The sequence below is a fragment of the Variovorax raffinosi genome, from assembly GCF_051216615.1.
Lineage (GTDB): Bacteria > Pseudomonadota > Gammaproteobacteria > Burkholderiales > Burkholderiaceae_C > Variovorax.
In genome coordinates this window covers 12,716-32,381 of the sequence record NZ_JBPJZR010000013.1, presented here as the reverse complement: position 1 = coordinate 32,381, position 19,666 = coordinate 12,716, and the positions used below count along the sequence as shown (strand labels likewise).

The following is a 19,666-nucleotide window of genomic DNA, read 5'->3' as shown; positions in this document are numbered from 1 at the left end:
CTTTGCCCCGAACCGCTGCCGCGCCTAGGTGACCCGGTAGCGGAACTCGCCGCCTTTGCTGCAGCCGGCCTTGATCCTGGCGAGCGGCGCCTCGTCGGCCATGCGCGTGAGCACGACCTCTGCAATCTCGGGCAGCAGCGTGCCGTTGAGGATGTGATCGACATTGCGCGCGCCCGAATCGACTTCGGTGCAGCGCGCGAGCACGGCCTCCACCAGCGCGTCGTCCCACTCGAACACGGCCTTGTGGTTGTTCGCAATGCGGTCGCGGATGCGGCCGAGCTTGAGCGCGATGATCTGCTCCAGCACCGCATCGGTGATCGGATAGAACGGCACCACCTTCATGCGGCCGAGAAAGGCGGGCTTGAAGGACTTCATGAGCACGGGGCGCAAGGCATCGGCCAGCGCATCGGGCTCGGGGCGCTCTTCATCGGCCTTGTTCAGGCAGGCCTGCATGATCTGCGACGAACCGATGTTCGACGTGAGGATGATCAGCGTGTTGCGAAAGTCGATCTCGCGGCCCTCGGCGTCGTCCATCATGCCCTTGTCGAACACCTGGAAGAACATCTCCAGCACATCGGGGTGCGCCTTCTCGACCTCGTCGAGCAGCACCACGCTGTAGGGCTGGCGGCGCACGGCTTCGGTGAGCACGCCCCCTTCGCCGTACCCCACGTAGCCGGGCGGCGAGCCCTTCAGGCCCGAGACGCTGTGCGCCTCCTGGTACTCGCTCATGTTGATGGTGATGAGCTTCTTCTCGCCACCGTAGAGGATGTCGGCCAGCGCGAGCGCGGTCTCGGTCTTGCCGACGCCTGAGGGGCCGACGAACATGAACACGCCGCGTGGCTTGTTGGGGTCTTCGAGGCGGGCGCTGGCGGTGCGCACGCGCTGGGCGACTGCGGCGAGTGCGTGGTCCTGGCCGATCACGCGCTCGCCGAGCAGCGTGTCGAGGCTGCGCACGGTCTTGATTTCGTCCTTGACCATGCGGCCCAGCGGCACGCCGGTCCACGCAGAGACGATCTCCGCAACGACGAGGCCGTCGACTTGCAGCGGCACCATCGGCGTGCTGCCTTGCAGTGCGCGCAATTCGGCCAGCAGGGCGTCGAGTTGATCGCGCTCGGGGTCTGCGGCGGCAGCCGCTTTCTTGCGGCCGGCGGCGCGGGCCGGTGCAGCTTTTTCTGCAGGCGGTGGCTCCGTCGTTGCGTCGGTTGCTGCAGGCGCATCGCGTTGCGCGCGGAGCGTGCGAATGCGTTCGACCAGCGCGCCCTCCTCCGCCAGACGCTGCTGGCTAGCGGCCAGCTCAGCCTGCAGTGCGGCCCTCTGTTCGGCCAGCTCGGCCTGGCGCGCTTCGTGGCGTCCACCGGCTGCGGTGTCACGCACCAGCGCGGCGCTCTCGGCCTCGATGCGCTCAAGCCCGCGATTGGCTTCCTCGATCAACGCAGGCGTCGCACTCTGCCCGAGCGCGACCTTCGCGCACGCGGTGTCGAGCACACTCACCGCCTTGTCGGGCAACTGGCGGCCGCTGATGTAGCGGTGCGAGAGGCGCACGGCCTCGGTGATGGCTTCGTCGAGCACGCGGATGTTGAAGTGCTTTTCCATCAGCGGCACCATGCCGCGCAGCATGGCCGCGGCCAGGGTTTCGCTGGGCTCCTCGACCTTCACGACCTGGAAGCGCCGCGCGAGCGCCGCATCTTTCTCGAAGTATTTCTTGTACTCGCCCCAGGTGGTGGCGGCGATGGTGCGCAGCTCGCCGCGCGCGAGCGCGGGCTTGAGCAGGTTGGCCGCATCGCTCTGCCCGGCCTGGCCGCCCGCGCCGATCATGGTGTGGGCCTCATCGATGAAGAGCACGATCGGGTGCGGGCTCTTCTTGACTTCGGCGATGACGTTCTTCAAGCGGTTCTCGAACTCGCCCTTCACGCTCGCACCGGCTTGCAGCAGCCCCATGTCGAGCGTGTGCAGCGCCACGGCGCGCAGCGACTCGGGCACGTCCTGCGCCGCGATGCGCAGCGCCAGCCCTTCGACCACCGCCGTCTTGCCCACGCCGGCCTCGCCGGTGAGGATGGGGTTGTTCTGGCGCCGACGCATCAGGATGTCGATGACCTGGCGGATCTCGGTGTCGCGGCCGATCACGGGGTCGAGCGCACCGTCTTTCGCGCGCTGCGTGAGGTTGGTGGTGAACTGGTCGAGTGCGGGCGTCTTGGCGGGTGCGCCCGCGGCCGGCGCATCCGCCGACGGCTGCGGTTCATCGCCACTGGCAGCACCCGATGCACCGGCGTCCACCGCCTCGCTCGAACCATCGGTGAGCTTGTCGAAGTCGTGCTTCAAATCTTCGAGGCGGATCTTCGCGAACAGCGGCGAGCTGCGTTGCGCGAGCTGCGCGAGGTCGGGCTCTGTCAGCAGCGCCAGCAGCAGATGGCCGGAGCGGATCTGCGCCACATGCGCATCGAGCGAGGCCAGCAGCCACGCTTGCTGAAACAGTTGCTGCAGGTGCTGCGAGAACACCGGCGTGCGGGTGTTGCCGTTCTTGAAAGTCTGGATCTCGCGTTCAAGATCGGACTGGATCGCGGTGGCGCTGATGCGGTTGGCGCGCAGCACGCGCGCGAGGTCGTTGTCGGTCTGCTCCAGCAGGGCCAGGAACAGGTGCTCCAGGTCCACTTCATAGTGGCCATTGGCCAGGCACAGGTTGGCGGCGCGCTGCGTTGCAATGCGTGCGCTGCCGTTGAGCTTGGTGATCAGTGTTTTCAGCGATGTGCTCATGTACTGTGGTGTCTTCTGTCGGTCTTCTTCGTTGAACGGTCGGTCACTGCAGGGGCTGGAGTTCGTACTGGGTGTCGCTGCGGTCGCTCTCGGCCTCGCTGGTGCTGATGAAGCTGTCCCACCCCAGGTGGCTGCCGCCGCCGTCGCTGAGCTGCACGGCGCCGACTTCCTCGCGCGCCAGGATCAGCCGCACCTCGTATTCGCAGGTCACGCCGGCAAGCAGCGCCAGCATTTTTTCGAGGGCCTTCGCGTGCGCGCGGCCCGGAAAGAATTCGCGCAGCGCGCTGCGCTTGAGCGGGCCGATCCACAGGCGGATGCGCAGGTCGCGCTGCCAGATGCGTTCGCCCGCCATCGCGTTCTGCCCGAGGCTCACGTTGCCCTCGCCCAGCTTGGAGCGCTGCTGCTCGGGCATGTCGTACCACTTGCCCAAAAACTGTTCGATGCGGATCGTGCTGCGGAAGTAATCGGACAGCACGCGCTGCAGGTAGGCGGCCGACATCGGCCGGTGCCGCACGGCCGCCGCATAGCCGGCCACGGTTTCGTCGAACACCGTGCCCGTGCCATCGGTCAACGGATCGCGCTGGGCCGTGTGCTCCAGGCCGGCCATCGACAGCAGCACCGGCAGGTAGGCGCGGCTGCGCTCATGCTCGTAGTGCAGCGGCAGGCGGTACTTGCGCCAGGCTGCATAGAACAGCGCGGCGGCGCGGTTGCTGAACACGTCGAGAAAGGCGCGCGCCGAGCTGTCGCGCAGGTGCTTCTCGCGCCGCATCAGCATTTCGGTGTAGACGATCGGCAAGGCGCCCGACACACCCAGCATGCCGAAAGAGGCCGGCGTCAATTCAATGCGGCCGAGCGCGCCGTCGTCATCCGGCAGCGCCGAGGGCTCGCACCATTCGGCGGCCGACACCAGCTGGCCCACTGCGTCGCGCACCGCCAGCGCCTCGATCTCGCTGGGCGGAAAGTTCAGGCTCGTGGAGCTGCGAAAGCGCACCCAGCGCGGCACCATGCGCTCGCCGGGCACCAGGCGATGGTGCACATCGCGCTCCTGCCGCCGCAGCAGCACGAGCTCGATCAGCCGCACCGCCTGGAAGAACTCGAAGCGGTACGGTTCGCGCAGCAGCCGCTCGGCTACAGCAGGATCGATTCGCCGCTGCGGGGTTTGCATCGCACCAGCTCCTCCTTGTCGCGCGCCGAAACGATCACCAGCTGGGTGAAGCTGTTCAGGTGCACATAGAGACCGAAGAAATGATCCATCACGCGGGCAAAGGCCTGCAGGCTGCTGCCCACGAAGCCGGCCTCGTCCACCGTGAGCGTGAGCTCGATGCCGCGCACGAAGGTGGCAAAGGGCTTGCCCGGCAACCACTGCGTGGTGGCCTTCTGGTCGATGGCAGTGATGGCCTCGATCTGCCGCGCCGACACGGCCGAACGGCCGAGGTCGTACAGGCGCAGCATCTCTTTCAACGCCGGCAGCCCGCTGGTGGCCAGCGACAGGTGGTTGAGCGACAGATGCGACACCAGCCGCCATTGCACGCCCTTGCCGCGCGGCATGCGCAACGTCTGCGTGGGGCGGCGCAGCATGCGGATCGAGCGCGCGACCGAATTGCCCTCGATGAACAGGTCCCCGCCGGGCAGGCCGAAGGCCAGCGAATGCGGCAGGTCGCGGTTGGTGCAGGTGAGGTCGATGCTCAGTGTTTCGGTCTGCGGCAGCGAGGGCTGGAAGTCGATGTCGACGATGGAGAGTTCCGTCTCGTAGCCCGGGCTGCGCTGCGCCACCAGCTCGTTGCGCCGCGCAAACCAGTAGTGCTCGGCCTCCTTCGGATGCTCGCCGTGATGCAGCGAATAGAAGGGCCTGAACTCGATGTAGGCGTCGCCCTCGGCGGTCTGCTTGACGAGCTTGACCGAGTCGATGCTGTAGACCTCGAAGCCGAAGGCCCGGCGCGCATCGGCCACCACCGGATAGGCGGCAGCCGCATGCGTCACGCGGATTGGATCGCTGCGCTGCTTGAAGAGATTGATGACGGGCGTGCAGCCCAGCCGCAGGTTGCGGCTGGAAACGCCTTCGAGCAGCCGCGCCGTGGGCGAGTCGGCGCGCACGCCGGTCATCACCAGATGCAGCGTGATCGAGCGGCACGAGCCGATGTGGCGCATGGCATTCGCCAGGTCGATGTCGACGAAGTTGAACTTCTCGGGGAACGCGAAGTACTCGCTCAGGAGGCGGTAGGCCGGGTGCGAGCGCGGCGGCAACTCGATGAGCGCATCGGCCTCGTCGAAGCCCACAGGGTGCAGCGCCTCGCCCTGCACCAGCGTCCATTTGCCGCTGCGCTCGGGTTCCACGAAGACGGCGGCCGTCTTGAGAAAGATGACATCGGCCAGCGCCGTGGCCAGCGAAGGCTCGGCGTCGATGAAGGTTCGCAGGCGCGCCATGGTCAGCGCCAGGGTGCCCAGTGACTTCTGCTCGCCGGTGGCCTCCAGCGTGACCGACAGGCATCCCGTGGCATTGCGCGGCAGCGAGGCATGCGCGGGCGCGTTCACCACCGAATGGAACACCACGTTCGACACCTGCACCGCCGCCAGCGTCACGTCGAAGACGCTGCGAAAGCGGCAGGCGCCGCCGCGCACGGGTTGCGAGGTCAGCTCGGTGCCGCGCGCGATGGTGATGGGTTTGCTCAGCTTGGCGAGCGCGGCGCCGCCTGCGTCGAACTGCGCGATCGAGCAAGAGGGAAAGGGGCGCAGGTAGTGCGGATAGAGCACTTCGAGCAGCGCTTCGGTCAGCTCGGGGTAGTCGTCGTCCAGCTTCTTGCTGATGCGGGCCGTGAGCAGCGCGAACGACTGGATCATTCGCTCGACATGCGGGTCTTCGCTGCTGTCGGCGGAAATGGCCAGGCGCGCCGCGATCTTCGGATAGCCCTTGGCGAACTCCTGCGAGTAGCTGCGCAAAAAGGCCAGCTCTCGCTCGTAGAAGGGCAGCAACTCGTCCATGGTGTCCTAGGCGAACCGGCTCTTGCCGGTGCCGCGCGTGATCGAGTACTGCAACGTCGTGGGCTGCAGCATGGCGTCGAAGTTCACCGGCTCGGCCAGGTCCGGCAGCACGAGCAAGGCGTTGATTCCGAAATAGAGCATGTTGGTGCTGGTCTGCGCATCGACTTCCAGCGACACCACGACATCGCGCAGGCGCGACTCATGGCGGCCGATGGCCTGCTCCAGCGAGCGGCAGATGAACGAGCGGTCGTAGTGGCTTGCCAGGCTCAGGCCCGAGAAATCGCTCAGGCCGTAGGTCATGACGGAGCGCCGGCACTCGGGAAAGGTCTGCAGCTTCGCATCGCTGAAGACCATGCGCGTGTTGAGCAGGGATTCGAGGTCGCGGGCGACCATGTTCTTGACTTCTTCGAGCGACAGATACCTGAGCACCGGCGAAGCCGGCCCGCGCCAGTCGTCATCGAACAGTTTGTCGAGCAAGCCCGGTTCGAATTCGGTCATGGGTCCCCCTCGTGCGTCCGGATGTCGGGCACGGCACCGCGCGTGGACACGGCGCCAAAAAGAAACCGCGGCCTCTCGCCGCGGTCAGCATTGCCCGACTGGCGTCAGACCGAGTAGGTCTTGTCGTTCTTCGTGAGGCTCCAGGCGCCTTGCGAATTGCCGCCCTGGTTGCCGCCGATCTTTTGCTGCGTGTACTTCCATTGCACGGCGGCGTACTTCAGCGAGAAGGTTTCGCTGGGCACGCTGGCCACGTCGGTGCTCACGACCTTCGGGTTCACGCTGGCGATCAGCACGTACTTGAGCTTGATCTCCATGTACTGCACGCGCTTGCCTTCGCCGTCGGCGCGGTAGAACTGCACCGTCACTTCGTCGAAGGTGGTGCCGCCCGAAGCGTGCTGGTACAGCAGCGGGCTGACCACGTCCATGTCCTTGGTGAAGATCATTTCGCCATGCTCGCAGCGCTCGGCGGTGTGGCCACCGGCGGTCGATGCGGTGGCCGAACGCGGCTGCACGATGGAGTGCTGCCACGAGCTGACTTCGATCCAGTCCTTGTGGTCCTTGTCCTGCGACTCACCGTTGATGGCCGGGCTGCCGAACTTGACGTAGATATCTTTCATGTTTCTTCCCCTACTTGATTGATTGATTAATTGACCAATTGACTGACTGACTAACTAACGAGTTGATGCGCGGCCGCTTGGCCGCGCTCCCGATCCGCCCCTACTTACTTGTTCACTGACTTCGGCAGATCGGCGACCAGGCGCAGTGAAATCGACAGCTCATCCAGTTGAAAGTGCGGCCGCAGGAAGGCAACCGCGCGGTACACGCCAGGCCGGCCAGGCACTTCGCCCACCTGGATGGCCGCTTCCCGCAGGGGGAATTGCGCCTTCTGTTCCTGCGTCGCGTTGTCGTCGAGCAGCACGTACTGCGCGATCCAGCGGTTGAGGAACTGTTCGACGTTCTGTGCCGAGGCAAAGCTGCCGATCTTGTCGCGCATCATGGCCTTGAGGTAGTGCGCGATGCGGGACACAGAGAAGATGTACTGCAGCTGCGCCGACAGCACCGCGTTGGCGTTGGCGCTGTCGGTGTTGTACTTCTTGGGCTTTTGCAGCGACTGCGCGCCGAAAAAGGCCGCGTAGTCCGAGTTCTTGCAATGCACGAGCGGAATGAAGCCCAGGTCGCTCAGCTCTTTTTCACGCCGGTCGGTGATGGCGATCTCGGTCGGGCACTTGAGCGCGATCTCGCCTTCATCGGTCTTGAAGGTGTGCGTGGGCAGGTCTTCGACCAGGCCGCCGCCTTCCACGCCGCGAATGGCGGCGCACCAGCCGAAGTCGTCGAATGCAGCGGTCAGCCGCGTGGCGAAAGCCCAGGCCGCGTTGCACCAGAGGTACTTGGAGTGGTCGGTGCCGTCGACGTCTTCCACGAAGTTGAAGCTGTCAACCACCGTGCCATCGCGCGGGTGATACGGCAGCCGCCCAAGGAAACGCGGCAGCGTGAGGCCCACGTAGCGCGAGTCTTCCGAATCGCGGAACGACTTCCACTTGGCGTATTCGACGGTGTCGAACACCTTGGCCATGTCGCGCGGCTTGCCCAGGTCGTCGAAGCTCTCCAGGCCCAGAAGCTCGGGCGAGGCGGCGCCGATGAAAGGCGCATGGGCCGCTGCGGCCACGTGCGCCATCTGGTCGAGGAAGTACATGTCCTCGGGCTGGCGGGTGACGGCGAAGTCGCCGACCAGCGCACCGAAAGGCGCACCACCGAAGGTACCGAACTCTTCTTCGTAGACCTTCTTGAACATCGCGCTCTGGTCGAACTCGACGGCGGCCTTGAAGTCGCGGATCAGGTCGCGCTTGGTGGCGTTGATGACCTTGATCTTGAGCATCGTGCCGGTGGGCGTTTCCTTCACGAGGTATTCGAGGCCGCGCCACGTGCTTTCGAGCTTCTGGAACTCGGGCGCGTGCATCACCGCGCTGAGCTGGGCCGAGATGAGCGCGTCGAGGTCGGCCACGCGCGCATCGATCATGGCCGATACGTTGTCGGAGACGATCACCGAGCCTTCGAGCACCTGGCTGACCAGTTCGCCGATGAGGTCCTTGGTGCGCGTGTGTTCCGCGTCGGACTTGGCAACCTTGCTCTTCTCGACGATCTGGTCGAGCAGGTCGACCGAAGCCTCGGGAGAAGCGGCGGCGCCCGATGCCGATAGTGCTTGCGCAGTCATGTTCAGCTTTCGTCCTTCTTGCCGGCGCCCTGGCCCAGGCGCTGGAGTTGCTCGGTGTTGTTCAGCACGTCGGCCAGCAGGTCTTCGAGCTTGCTGTTGCCGGCCATCTTGTTGCGCAGGTCGGCCAGCTTGGTGCGCGCGTCGAGCAGGCGCTTGAGCGGCTCGATCTGCTCGACCACCGCTTCAGGCGAGAAGGCGTCCATCGAGTTGAAGGTGAGGTCCACGCCGAAGCTGCCGCCGCGCTCGTCGAGCTTGTTGGGCACCTGGAAGGCCGCACGCGGCGCCAGGCCCTTCATGACGTCGTCGATGTTGTCGCGGTCGATGCTGACGAACTTGCGGTCCTTGAGCTTGGGCTGCTCCACCTCCGACTGCCCTGCCAGGTCGGCGACCACGCCGACGACGAACGGCAATTCCTTCTTCTCGATGGCATCGCCGAGTTCGACGTCGTACGTGAGCTGCACGCGCGGCGGGCGCACTTTCTGGAGGCGCTTTTGCACACTCTGTCTTTTTGTCGCCATAAGCTTCTTTACCTTCCCAATTGAACTGCAAGACGAATTAATACTTTGTGCGTCTTATTTCAAGCCGCACGCATGTGAATTAATGTTTTGGTTGAACAACCAATTCAGAACACCGGCGGAATCACTTCAGTGCGTCGAATGGATTGGCGCTTCCACCCGCGCGCGGGGGCGGGGGCGATGCAGCAGCGGCGCCGGCGGCCGGCGCGGCTGCCGGATGGCGCGGCGGCGGGCGCACCGCGGCAACCGGGGTTGGGGCCGGCGAGCTTGTGGAAGAAGAAGACGACGACGATGACGAAGCCGCCGGATTGGCCGCCACAGGACGGCGCGGGGGCGCCTTGCCGTCTGCGCTCCCAGGCACCAGCACCGAGAGGCCCAGGGTTTCACGCAGCAATGCGGCCAGGCGGTAGGCGTCGGCGTTGGCATCGCCGCTCAGGCTGCTGTCCTTGCCCAGGTCTTCGATGGAACGCGCTGCCAGTCGCAGGCCGCCCACGGCGGTGATGCTCTTGGCCTGGCGGCTTGTGGGGTCGCGCCGCAGCGTTTCCTCGGCCGACGAAATTGCGAGGCTGTAGCGGCCTTCGTTGAAGTAGATCTGCGCGATGCGCGACCACGGCTCGCCGCGGGTCGGGTTGTCGGTAGCGATCTTCTGGTATTGGCGGATGACGACGGACTTGTCGCCGGTGGCTGCTGCTGCAGCCGCATCGGCCTCCGCAAGGCTCTTGTTGAAGGCGTCGGTGGACTGCGCCACTGCGGCCTCTGGTGTGGTGGTACAGGCCGACAGCAAGCTGGTGGCCGCAATGGCACCAGCAATCATCGTGCAAGTCATGTAATTTCGAATCAACACAATCCCTCCGCTTGGATCTGACTTTTTTAGCTGGTCGCAATCATTCAATAAGTTACGACCAATGACAATACACGATACTACATATCGATTGCATTGATTAACAGAAGATGCGTAATCCAAACTTCTTAATCGGAAAACTATTTAGCTAATTATTCGAGCCCAACGGCATTTATTTGAAATTTGGTTACATCCGTCGTCTCATGAAAATACTAATCACACTCGGCGTCCTGCTGATGACGTCGATGCTCGGCGGATGCAGCTCTCCAGCCCTTGCAATCGCCAACATTGCCCTTGAGGCGAGCGGCCTGAAGAAGCCCGAGTTGCCCGAGTCGCAGAAGCCGCCGCGCAAGGTGTCGATGTCGATCGCGGCGGGCAAGAACCTCAATGCCGACAGTCGCAACCGGCCGCTGGCCGTGGTGGTGCGCATCTACAAGCTGAAGGAAACGACGGGCTTCTACCAGTCGTCGTTCGACGCCTTCGTCACCCCCGGAAGAGACAAGACGCAACTCGGCGACGACCTCGTCGAGAGCCGCGAGATCACGCTGATTCCCGACCAGCAATACACCTGGACCGAGACCGTGCCGCGCACTGCCAATGCGGTGGGCGTGGTGGTGCTGTTCCATTCGCCCGACGCGCAACGCTGGCGCTTCGCCTTCAACGCGGCAGAGGCCGAGAAGACCGGCATCGTGATGGGCGCGCATGCCTGTGCGTTGACGGTGACGCAGGGCGCGGTGGTCGGCCAGCAGAACGCGCAAGGCGCGGCGACCGGTGGCGCGCTCAATCTTCTGGGGCCGGTGAACTGCCGGCCTTCGCCCGCCTGACATGCTTGTCCATCAGCAAACTACGATGCGATACTGCCGAAAAATTTGGGGAGCTGATACGACGTGAGCTATGCCGCAAAGGTCCTCTGGGGGGAAGGCCTGTTTCTACGCCCCCAGCATTTCCAGCGCCAGGACGCCTACCACGAGGCACGCTTGCGCGCCACGGCGCAGACGCTGCATCCGTACTTCTGGGGCGTGCGCTCCATCAGCTTCGACCTGGACGCGCTTGCCAGCGGCATGCTCCGCGCCTCGCAGTTGTCGCTGGTCTTTCCTGACGGCGAGCCTTACTCGGCGCCACAGGCAGACGCCCTGCCCCCGCCCATCTCGCTGGACACGCTCAACCCGGGACAGAACGAGATCACCTTCTACCTGGTACTGCACCCGGTGAAGGAACTGGGCAAGAACTACACCGACCCCAACGAAGAAGGCTTTGCCGCGCGCTACACCAGCGACGCGACGCAGTCGCTGGACCTGTACACGAACGCGGTGAGCGCCGAGGTGGTGTTCCTTCGCAAGAGCGTGAAGCTGCTGGCCGACACCGAGCCGCGCGAGCAGTTCGTGTCGATCCCGGTGATCCGCATCCGGCGCACCGCCGCGGGCGGCTTCGAGATCGATCGCAGCTTCGTGCCGCCGTGCACCTCCATCGACGCATCGGCCACCATCTTCCAGCAATTGCGCCGCCTGCTCGACGTGTTGCAGGCCAAGGTCAACTCGCTCTACGGCATTCACCGCGAGCCGAGCAAGAACATCATCGAGTTCCGCTCGGGCGATATCGCTTCGTTCTGGCTGCTGCACACCGCCAACTCGGCTTTTGCGTCGCTCTCGCACCTGTTCCATCACCCGTCGCTGCATCCGGAGCGGCTGTTCCAGGAGCTGCTGAGCCTGGCCGGTGCGCTGATGACCTTCGCCAAGACCTACTCGCTGAACGACCTGCCGGTGTACGACCACGAGAAGCCGGGCCCCGCCTTCGCCGAACTGGACCGCATCGTGCGCGACCTGCTCGACACGGTGATATCCACGCGCTACTTCGCAATCGCGCTGACCGAGACGCGCAATGCCTTCTACCTCGGTCGCCTGGACTCCGGGAAGATCGACGAGAAGACGGTGTTCTACATGTCCGTCACCGCCAGCATGCCGGCCGCAGAGCTGGCCGAGGCGGTGCCGCAGCGCTTCAAGATCGGCGCGCCCGAAGACGTCGACAAGCTGGTGCTCTCGGCCATGCCGGGCGTGCGCATCGTCTATGCGCCGCAGGTGCCGCCGGCCATTCCGATTCGCGCAGGCGCCTGCTATTTCTCTATCGACAGCAAGAGCCAGCTCTACGACCGCATGCTGCAGGCGCAGAGCGTCACCATCTACGCACCGGCCGGCATTCCCGACATGCAGCTCGAACTGATTGCCGTGACCGGCTGACCGCAATGAACACCACCACAACCAAGGCGCCTTCCCTGATGGGCGGCGACGCACCCGCCGCGTCGTTCACTCCTGCGGGCATTGCACCCGACGCCGATTCGAGCCTGCTCGACCTGCTGTACGACGGCTTCGTGATGCTGTTCCTGCTGAAGAAGAAGCAGCAACCCGCCACCACCGAGCAGTTTCTCGTCGGCATCCGCAACTACCTGGCCGAGTTCGAGCGCAATGCGCGCAAGCTCAACGTGACAGCCGAGCAGATCCATGCGGCCAAGTACGCCTTCTGCGCGACCATCGACGAGTTCGTGCTCGCGGCGCCCGAGTTCGCCATTCGCTCCGAGTGGGAACGCAGGCCGCTGCAGCTCACGCTGTTCGGTGACCAACTGGCCGGCGAGAACTTCTTCAGGATGCTGGAAATCGAGCGGGCCCACGGCGCCGCGCGCATCCAGACGCTGGAAGTGTTCTACATGTGCCTGCTGCTCGGCTTCCAGGGCAAGTACACCATCGACGGCACAGAAAAGCTTTCGTACCTCACCGCACGCGTGGGCGACGAGATTGCCAATGCGCGCGGCAAGCGCACGCCGTTCGCACCGCACTGGCCGCTGCCCGACCTGATTGCACATTCGCTCAAGCGCGAGGCACCGCAGTGGGTGGTGGCCGCGCTGTTCGCACTGATCGGGCTGCTCGGCTTCATCGGCCTGTCGGCCCACCTGGGCAGCACCACGCAGACCACGCTCGCGAGCTACCAGGACATCGTCAAGCTGGGTCCGCGCCAGGCCAACCTGACCATCTCGTTGCCATGACCACTGCACGGCTCGACCTCCCTGCCCTGCTGGCACCGATCTCCGAGACCTCGCCCTGCGGCGAGGATATGCTGTTCTCGCGCCAGTTCGACGCCATTCAGGAGGCACGTAAGCACGACGACCCGTCGCTGGAGCAAGGCGAGTGGGTCATCGAACTGAAAGAGGCCAATTGGCCCTTCGTGATTTCCGAGTGCGACAAGCTGCTGCGCGAATCCACCAAGGACTTGCGCCTTGCCGTGTGGCTCACCGATGCGCTGGCCAGCCAGCGCGGCTTTGAAGGGCTTGCCGACGGCTACCGCCTGCTCACGGGCCTGTGCGAGCGCTACTGGAGCGACATCCATCCGCTGCCCGAAGGCAGCGACATCGAGATGCGCGTGGGCAACGTCGCCTGGCTGATCGCGCGCTCGGTCGAGCTGTTGCAACGCGCGCCCATCGTGAGCGATGCCAACACCGGCTATGGCGCACTGGTCTGGGAGACCGCGCTGGCGCTCGAACAGAGCATCCGCCGCACGCCGGCGCAGGCCGACGAGCTGCAGCGCAACAAGGTGACCGTCGAACAATTCGACCGCATCCGCCGCGCCACGCCGGCCAAGTTTCTGCTGAAGACGCACCGCGACGTGCAGGCCTGCGAACAGGCGCTGGCCGAATTCGAAACCGTGTTCGACAAACACACCGCATCGAACGGCCCGAGCTTTCGCACCGCGAAGGATGCGGCTGCAGCCATTCGGCAGACGGTCGAGCGCTTTGCGCGCGAGGCCGGCGTGCCCATCGACAACGGCGCACCGCAGGCTCCTGCGGCCACTCCCGACGCGCGGGCCGCCACCGGTACGCCGTCACGCATCGAGCCGGTGCTCGACGTCGTGGTGCCGCATCCACATCACGCGACGGTGGCCGCCCCCGCCGCGCTGCCGGCCGGCATCCACAGCCGCGCGCAAGCCATCGCACAGCTCAAGGAAGTGGCGGCGTATTTCGAGAAGACCGAGCCTTCCAGCCCCGCCGCCTACATGGCGAACAAGGCCGCGCGCTGGGCCGACATGCCGCTGCATGCATGGCTGCGCAACGTGATCAAGAACGAGCAGGAACTGGCCCAACTGGTGGACCTGCTCGACCTGCCCAAGAGCGACGACACGTCGCATTGAGCGGCCTGCGTACGCAGGCCGCCCGCCCGGGCTCCGCTCAGGTGCGCCCGACCCGGAATTCGATGCGCCGGTTGCGCGAGCGGCCTTCGTCGTTCGCATTGCTCGCCACCGGCTGGTCAGGGCCGACGCCCGAGGTCGTGAGGCTCATCGGATCGATGCCCTTGCCCACCAGATAGCCCTTGACCGCCTCGGCACGCGACTGGCTCAGCGCCAGGTTCGATGCCCGGCTGCCGGCGTTGTCGGTATGGCCGATCACCGCCACCGACTTGTTGGTGAGCTTCTGCAGGATGGGTGCCATCTCGTCGAGGATGTCGCGGCCCTTGCGCGTGAGCGTGGCGCTGCCCAGCTCGAACTCGATGGTGCGGTTGGCCAGGGCCTGGTCGACCGTGATCTGCTCCGACACGGGCACGCGCAGGCTGTTCTTGATGGTGTAGGTCGGATTGAGCGAATTGGCCATGTCGCTCACGATCTTCTGGCGCAGCGCCTCGTTGCCGACCTCGCCGCTCAGTGCCATCTGCGTGCCCTCGATCTGGAACTGGCCACGATGGATGTCCTTGAGCGAGGGCGTGATCAGCCGCTGCACGTTGGCGGCCCAGTTGGCCGGCATGCTGACGCTGTTGACCACCTCGATCTTGTCGATCACGGCGCTGGGCCCGTAGATGCGGCGCAGCGCCTCGATGACCGCGACGCGCGTGGCCTCGTCGGGCACCTGCCCGCCGGCCACGACCTGCTCGCCCTTGCCAACGGCTGCGGTGGTGGTTTCGACACGGGCGCCGGCGGCCCCGGTCGTCTGCTGGGCCTGCGCGGCCGCGGCGAGCGCAAGCCCGACGGCCAAAGAGAGAATTCGCAAAGAACAATTCATGGCCGTGTCATTCCCCGATGAAGACTTCGCGAAACGCGGAAAGCACGATGTCCAACGGCAGCTGCGGCTGGTCGAGGTAGCTCACCAGCTTGAACATCGCATAGTTGCTGTGGATGGTCTCCTCGACCCATTCCGGATTGTCGATGTCGATGTTGTGCTCGGTGTAGACCTGCGGATGCAACACGCTCTGCAAACTGCGCGGCGACAGCCCGTTGAAGCCGATCACCAGCCGCGAGCGCCCGTCGATCTCGGTGACCAGCAGCACCAGTTCGAAGTCGGCCTTGGCCAGGAACTGCGACACCAGCTCCAGCCAGAACGTGGCAATCAGCGAGCGGTCGACCGGATTGCGCGGCAGCGGCAGCGTGAGCCCTTTTTCAAGGTGCGACACCGCGCTGGCCATCACTGGCTGCAGCAGCAGGCCCAGCGCCAGGATGGCGCGGCGCAGCGACACCTTGTGGCCGTCGAAATTGAGCATCTGCTCGATGCGCAGCAGGCTGTTGTCGCGCGTGAAGGCCGCATAGGCAGTCCGCGCCGCCGACTTCCTGAAGCCGGTCTCGATGGCCGGATCGATGGCCTCGAACTTCTTCAGTTCGCCGTCGAGGTCGGTGCCGGCCGCCAGTGCGTTGACCTGCAGCGCCATGCGGTCCCAGTAGGGGCCGATCAGCATCGGCGCGCCGCGCATGAAATCGAGCGCCTCGTCGACGTCCACCGAGGTGGCCGCCAGGAACGGATAGCGGCGCGACGATTCGTCGCGGCTCGCCTTCACGTGCCCCGCAATCGCCACGCGGCTGCGCGAGCCCAGGCAAACGAAATCGATGGGCGCCGCGTTGTCGTAGATGAGCTTCCAGCGCGGGTCTTCCGACAGCATCTCCATGGTCTGCGACAGCCAGTTGTCGAACACCTTGATGAGCTGCGGGTTGTACAGCCCCTTCACGAAGTCGCCGCGGGCGGGCAACTTGCCGAAGTAGCACAGCTGTTGTGTCTGCGGTCCGCTCATTTGCCGACTCCCGATGCTGGTGCGGTGACCGGTGCGCGCGCTTGCGCGGGTACGCCGATCTCCGCGACCGACGAAGGCAGCACGGTGCCTCGCAATCCCTTGCCCTGCGGCGAATCGCCACCCGAGGCACCCGCCTGCGTGTTCTGGATCACGCGCAGCTTGACGGTCACGCTCGCGTTGTCTTTCGACCATGTCAGCTCGAAGCTTCCATCGGGCAGCCGCGTGCGCTGGGCCGTGCTGAGCAGACGCTCCAGCCCGAAGTTGCCGGGCTCGTTGATCAGCTCGACGGTGCGCCCGTCGAAGGTGACGGCGGTGATGCGCGCGCCCGGCGTGCCCTGCGCGTTGGGCCAGACGAAGTTGGACCACTGCGGCGGCGTGTTGCGGTAGCGCAGTTGCTGGCCGTCGATTTCGACCATGTATTCGGTCAGCCCCGAGACGGGCTGCGGCAGGATCTGGAACAGCGTCTGCGGCTGTGCGGCGCCCCCACCTCCTCCGCTGGCCGCAGCACCCGACAACGGCGCCACCCATTGCGCGAAACCGTTCACGAAATCGGGGCTCAGCGTCAGGCCCTGGTCGCCCCAGGCGCGCGGCGACAGCAGGTCGCCGCGCCGGATGACCAGCGAGCCCAGTGTGGTCGTCACGAACTTGCCAATGCCGCCTTCAGGCCCGAAGAACTGCGCGATTTCCGCCGGCGAGGCTTCGATCTTCGCGCCTGCAGCAAACGGGTACTTGGTGGCAAGCGACTGCTGGAACGGCTGGTACACCTGCGCACTCCAGATCTTGTTGACCTCCACCGCCGTCGGCTGGATCGTCACCGCATAGGCCTGCAGCAGCGGGCGCACCAGCAGTGGCCGCAGGGCCTGGCGCTGCGAGGCGTCCATGCCCGTGAGCATCTGCTCGTCCACGTACTTGAGCGCGTCGGCCAGTTCGGAGCCGTTGCCCTCCAGCGTCTGCTGCATGAGCTGGCGCGCGCCCGGTCCGGGGTCGCCCTGGTTCTTGATCTGGTTGAAGCGACCGCGCAGCTTGGACAGCGTGGCCAGATAGCCGCGCAGCAGCGAGGTGTTGTCGCGCTCGACCACCAGGCGCGCGACGCCCGCGAATTCCTTGCCGATCGGCCCCATCGGGATTTCCGTCCGGTTGCCACTGGCGTCGATGTTCACGTTGATCTGCGACGGCGTGGCGCGGCTGAAGAGGTTCTTGATCCAGTTGAACGCCCCCGTGCGCGCCTGCTGCAACCCGGCGTTGACCAGCGAGGGGTTGTCCCAGGAAGTCTGGTCGTAGACCGTGTCGAAGACCTTGCGGATCGGCGAGTTTTGCGGGTCGCCCAGCAGGTTCATCGCCACCACCGCCTGCTCGAAGCTGCCCATGTCCTTGACCGCAATGCCCTGCAGGAAGCGCTGCCACTCCTTGGCGTACTCCAGCTTGTACATGGTGGCCAGCGTCTTGCGGATCTGCTCGGGGCTGCCTTCGAGCGTCAGGTCGTCATTGCCCGCGACGTTGAGCACCCAGTCCTTGCTCGAGGTTTCCTTGTTGGCCGCATCGCGGATCGCATCGTCCACGTACTGCTGCCAAGCCTCGCGCGTGAATGCACCCGAGATGGCGATGCTGCCGGCAATGGAGCCTTCGCTCTCGGTGCTGCCGGCGGTTGCACCCAGGATGCGTGCCACCGTCATCGGTGCGAAGCGCGTGGAAGCGCGTGCCTTGATTTCGGCGTAGACCCTCTCGCGCGCCGGCATGCCGCGCACCACGCGGCGCAGGTTGTCGCGCGTCTGCTCGACCAGCGCGAGGTTGGTGTCGGCCAGCGCAGGCCAGTTGTCGTCGCCCACGCGGCGCAGGTAGAAGGTGATCATGCGTTCGGCATCACGAATGACAGCCGCGCGGGGCATGTCGCCGCGGTTGCTTTCGAGCCAGCCGCGCCAGAAGCGCGAGATCTGGTCGGTCAGGTGTGCCGTCTCCACCTGCCGCTTGTCGGACAGCATGAGGTAGGTCTTGAGCGCGTTGTAGGCATCCTGCACGTCGGCCGGCGAAGAGCCCGCATACAGGCCGCCGCCCTCCGCGACCGGCGCCACGGCCGGCGTGGCGGCCGAGACCGCCACCGGCGCGGCGGGGTTGCCCGCCGCATCGGCGCGCTTCAAGCGCTCCGGATGCGCATTGACCTCGCGCAGAAAGGCCTGCAGGTTGTCGGACACCGGCACCAGCATCAGTTGCTTCACGCCGCCGTAGTACTCGGCCACGAGCTTGTCTTCGAGCTGGTTGCCCTGGTAGAGGCCCAGCGACAGCGACAGCGGCCGGTCATTGCGGAATTTTTCTAGCTGCTCGATGCGGTCCTGCAGGATGCCCAGCGCCTCGAAGCGTGTTCGCAGCCCGTTGTCGCTGGCCTGCAGCTTGACCACCTTGTCGAGGTCGGCCTGCACGTTCTCCACCAGTTGCTTGTTGCCGAGATAAGACCAGGTCCAGCCACCCAGCAGCAGCCCCAGCACCGCGACGAAGGCAAAGAAGCTCAGGTAGCGCAGCCGCGACTTGACCGGGCTGGAGAACTGCCGCACGGTCTTCTTGTCGGCAAAGATCACCTTGGAGAACAGGTCGCGCAGGAAGAAGCCGTTCTGCGAATAGATCTCCTTGGACTTGGTGGCCGCGTTGTTCAGCGTGAGCCCGAAGCGCTTGGCGATGCGCTCGGTCGACAGGCTGCGCATCGTGCCTTCCTGCAGCGCGCTGGTGAAGTAGAAGCCGCGAAACACCGGCTTGTGCTGGAACGGATTGCTCTCGAACAGCGTGGCCAGGAAAGCGCGCAGCGCGGGTTTGATGGCCGCGAATTCGAGCGGAAAGATCAGCAGCTCGGGCGACGGGTCGCTGCTGCGGTTCGTCGCGAAATGCGAAACGCTGATCTCTTTCAGGCCCAGGTAGAGCTCGTCGAAGCGCTTGTCGAACAGGGCCACCGCGTCCTGCTTTTCGTCGCCGTCGTAGGGCAGCGAGGCGCCCCACACGCGGTCGCGCTCCATCTTGTCGCTGTCGCCGAAGAACTCGGCAAAGCCGGTGATCAGGTCGGCCTTGGTGAACATCACATAGACCGGCGCAAACACCTCGAGCCTCTCGGTCAGCTCCTGCATGCGCTGGCGCAGGTTCTTTGCGAGCTGGATCGCAAAGTCGGGCCGGCTGCCGATCAGCTCGGGAATGCTTGCCGTGATGATGATCCCGTTGATCGGCGCCTTCGGGCGGTACTTCTTGAGCAGGTCCAGAAAGCCGAACCACTCCTTGCGGTCTTCCTGGTGAATGGAATAGCGGCCCGCCGTGTCGAGCACGATGCCTTCGGTGGTGAAGAACCAGTCGCAGTTGCGCGTGCCGCCGATGCCTTGGATCACCGCATTGCCCTTGTCGGCAAACGGAAACTGCAGACCCGAATTCAGGATGGCGCTGCTCTTGCCCGCGGCCGGATTGCCGATGACCATGTACCAGGGCAGCTCGTACAGCGCTTCGCTGCCCGACATCTGACCGATCTTCGAGGTCTTGATGGTCTTGACGGCCTCGACCATGCGGGCGCGCAGCTCGTCGATCTCGGCCTTGCGCTCGGGGTCGCTGTCGCGCACGGCCGCATCGGCTTGCTCTTCGAGCATGTCGCCAAGCTTGCGGTTGGCCGCACGGGTACGCATGCGCCGGATGAACCAGACCAGCAGCCACAACAACAGCAGCACCGCGAAGATCGCGACGGCCCAGATCGCGCCGATTTCCAGCGTCTGTGCGCCGATCAGCAGGAATGCGCCTAGCGCGATGGCGCCGATCACCGACAGGGTGCGTGGGTCGACCAGGAAACTGAAAAATCGCCGCATAGTTGTTTCTGGAA

The 19,666-nt window shown here is 65.2% G+C and carries 15 protein-coding genes; 4 read left to right on the top strand and 11 right to left on the bottom strand.

Annotated features, from left to right (window positions below):
* Positions 1-24: 24 nt before the first annotated feature.
* The 8 genes from tssH to ACSFB7_RS30090 form a co-directional block, all read right to left on the bottom strand.
* Positions 25-2,751 carry a type VI secretion system ATPase TssH gene (gene tssH / locus ACSFB7_RS30125; protein WP_435475997.1) on the bottom strand — a complete coding sequence of 909 codons (2,727 nt, stop codon included), beginning with the start codon at positions 2,749-2,751 and terminating at the stop codon, positions 25-27.
* A 43-nt stretch (positions 2,752-2,794) separates the two neighbouring features.
* Complete coding sequence (gene tssG / locus ACSFB7_RS30120) at positions 2,795-3,916, bottom strand: type VI secretion system baseplate subunit TssG (RefSeq protein ID WP_435475996.1); 1,122 nt, start codon at positions 3,914-3,916, stop codon at positions 2,795-2,797.
* Positions 3,880-5,730: a type VI secretion system baseplate subunit TssF gene (tssF, locus tag ACSFB7_RS30115; RefSeq protein WP_435475995.1), complete on the bottom strand. Its 1,851-nt coding sequence runs from the start codon at positions 5,728-5,730 to the stop codon at positions 3,880-3,882. Before tssF ends, tssG begins: the two co-directional genes overlap by 37 nt.
* Positions 5,731-5,736: 6 nt before the next feature.
* A complete protein-coding gene (gene tssE, locus ACSFB7_RS30110; RefSeq protein WP_435475994.1) occupies positions 5,737-6,228 on the bottom strand; it encodes a type VI secretion system baseplate subunit TssE in 492 nt (163 codons plus the stop codon).
* 104 nt (positions 6,229-6,332) lie between these two features.
* The gene (locus ACSFB7_RS30105) at positions 6,333-6,845 is read right to left on the bottom strand and encodes an Hcp family type VI secretion system effector (RefSeq protein ID WP_062474768.1); all 513 of its coding nucleotides are present in this window, start codon (positions 6,843-6,845) and stop codon (positions 6,333-6,335) included.
* Between the two features lie 104 nt (positions 6,846-6,949).
* Complete coding sequence (gene tssC, locus ACSFB7_RS30100) at positions 6,950-8,440, bottom strand: type VI secretion system contractile sheath large subunit (protein ID WP_187109935.1); 1,491 nt, start codon at positions 8,438-8,440, stop codon at positions 6,950-6,952.
* Between the two features lie 2 nt (positions 8,441-8,442).
* Positions 8,443-8,958, bottom strand: a complete 516-nt coding sequence (gene tssB, locus ACSFB7_RS30095) for a type VI secretion system contractile sheath small subunit (protein WP_435475993.1) — start codon at positions 8,956-8,958, stop codon at positions 8,443-8,445.
* Positions 8,959-9,079: 121 nt separating this feature from the next.
* On the bottom strand, positions 9,080-9,769 hold the full coding sequence (locus tag ACSFB7_RS30090; RefSeq protein ID WP_435475992.1) for a hypothetical protein: 690 nt from the start codon (positions 9,767-9,769) through the stop codon (positions 9,080-9,082).
* Between the two features lie 230 nt (positions 9,770-9,999).
* Between ACSFB7_RS30090 and tssJ the strand changes: the two genes are divergently transcribed.
* The 4 genes from tssJ (at position 10,000) to tssA (ending at position 13,969) form a co-directional block, all read left to right on the top strand.
* Positions 10,000-10,620 carry a type VI secretion system lipoprotein TssJ gene (gene tssJ / locus ACSFB7_RS30085; RefSeq protein ID WP_435475991.1) on the top strand — a complete coding sequence of 207 codons (621 nt, stop codon included), beginning with the start codon at positions 10,000-10,002 and terminating at the stop codon, positions 10,618-10,620.
* A 63-nt stretch (positions 10,621-10,683) separates the two neighbouring features.
* Positions 10,684-12,030, top strand: coding sequence for a type VI secretion system baseplate subunit TssK (gene tssK, locus ACSFB7_RS30080; protein ID WP_176661955.1), 1,347 nt, complete (start codon positions 10,684-10,686; stop codon positions 12,028-12,030).
* A 5-nt stretch (positions 12,031-12,035) separates the two neighbouring features.
* Entirely contained in the window at positions 12,036-12,830 is a 795-nt protein-coding gene (icmH, locus tag ACSFB7_RS30075) for a type IVB secretion system protein IcmH/DotU (protein WP_435475990.1), read from the top strand.
* Positions 12,827-13,969: a type VI secretion system protein TssA gene (tssA, locus tag ACSFB7_RS30070; RefSeq protein WP_435475989.1), complete on the top strand. Its 1,143-nt coding sequence runs from the start codon at positions 12,827-12,829 to the stop codon at positions 13,967-13,969. The genes icmH and tssA overlap by 4 nt, the downstream gene beginning before the upstream one ends.
* A 37-nt stretch (positions 13,970-14,006) precedes the next feature.
* Here tssA and ACSFB7_RS30065 read toward each other — a convergent pair whose 3' ends face one another.
* The 3 genes from ACSFB7_RS30065 to tssM are packed head-to-tail and all read right to left on the bottom strand — an operon-like array spanning position 14,007 to position 19,652.
* A complete protein-coding gene (locus tag ACSFB7_RS30065; protein WP_435475988.1) occupies positions 14,007-14,819 on the bottom strand; it encodes an OmpA family protein in 813 nt (270 codons plus the stop codon).
* A gap of 19 nt (positions 14,820-14,838) precedes the next feature.
* Positions 14,839-15,828 (bottom strand): type VI secretion system-associated protein TagF, encoded by a 990-nt coding sequence (tagF, locus tag ACSFB7_RS30060; protein ID WP_435475987.1) that lies wholly within the window; start codon positions 15,826-15,828, stop codon positions 14,839-14,841.
* The gene (tssM, locus tag ACSFB7_RS30055; RefSeq protein WP_435475986.1) at positions 15,825-19,652 is read right to left on the bottom strand and encodes a type VI secretion system membrane subunit TssM; all 3,828 of its coding nucleotides are present in this window, start codon (positions 19,650-19,652) and stop codon (positions 15,825-15,827) included. Before tssM ends, tagF begins: the two co-directional genes overlap by 4 nt.
* Positions 19,653-19,666: the final 14 nt, after the last annotated feature.

Bases quoted from the DNA above. Each gene is read 5' to 3' on its own strand.
- tssJ (WP_435475991.1), top strand. From the start codon at position 10,000: ATGAAAATACTAATCACACTCGGCGTCCTGCTGATGACGTCGATGCTC.
- tssM (WP_435475986.1), bottom strand. From the start codon at position 19,652: ATGCGGCGATTTTTCAGTTTCCTGGTCGACCCACGCACCCTGTCGGTG.
- tssE (WP_435475994.1), bottom strand. From the start codon at position 6,228: ATGACCGAATTCGAACCGGGCTTGCTCGACAAACTGTTCGATGACGAC.
- tssG (WP_435475996.1), bottom strand. From the start codon at position 3,916: ATGCAAACCCCGCAGCGGCGAATCGATCCTGCTGTAGCCGAGCGGCTG.
- icmH (WP_435475990.1), top strand. From the start codon at position 12,036: ATGAACACCACCACAACCAAGGCGCCTTCCCTGATGGGCGGCGACGCA.
- ACSFB7_RS30090 (WP_435475992.1), bottom strand. From the start codon at position 9,769: ATGATTGCTGGTGCCATTGCGGCCACCAGCTTGCTGTCGGCCTGTACC.
- tssA (WP_435475989.1), top strand. From the start codon at position 12,827: ATGACCACTGCACGGCTCGACCTCCCTGCCCTGCTGGCACCGATCTCC.
- tssB (WP_435475993.1), bottom strand. From the start codon at position 8,958: ATGGCGACAAAAAGACAGAGTGTGCAAAAGCGCCTCCAGAAAGTGCGC.
- ACSFB7_RS30105 (WP_062474768.1), bottom strand. From the start codon at position 6,845: ATGAAAGATATCTACGTCAAGTTCGGCAGCCCGGCCATCAACGGTGAG.
- tssC (WP_187109935.1), bottom strand. From the start codon at position 8,440: ATGACTGCGCAAGCACTATCGGCATCGGGCGCCGCCGCTTCTCCCGAG.
- tagF (WP_435475987.1), bottom strand. From the start codon at position 15,828: ATGAGCGGACCGCAGACACAACAGCTGTGCTACTTCGGCAAGTTGCCC.
- tssH (WP_435475997.1), bottom strand. From the start codon at position 2,751: ATGAGCACATCGCTGAAAACACTGATCACCAAGCTCAACGGCAGCGCA.
- tssF (WP_435475995.1), bottom strand. From the start codon at position 5,730: ATGGACGAGTTGCTGCCCTTCTACGAGCGAGAGCTGGCCTTTTTGCGC.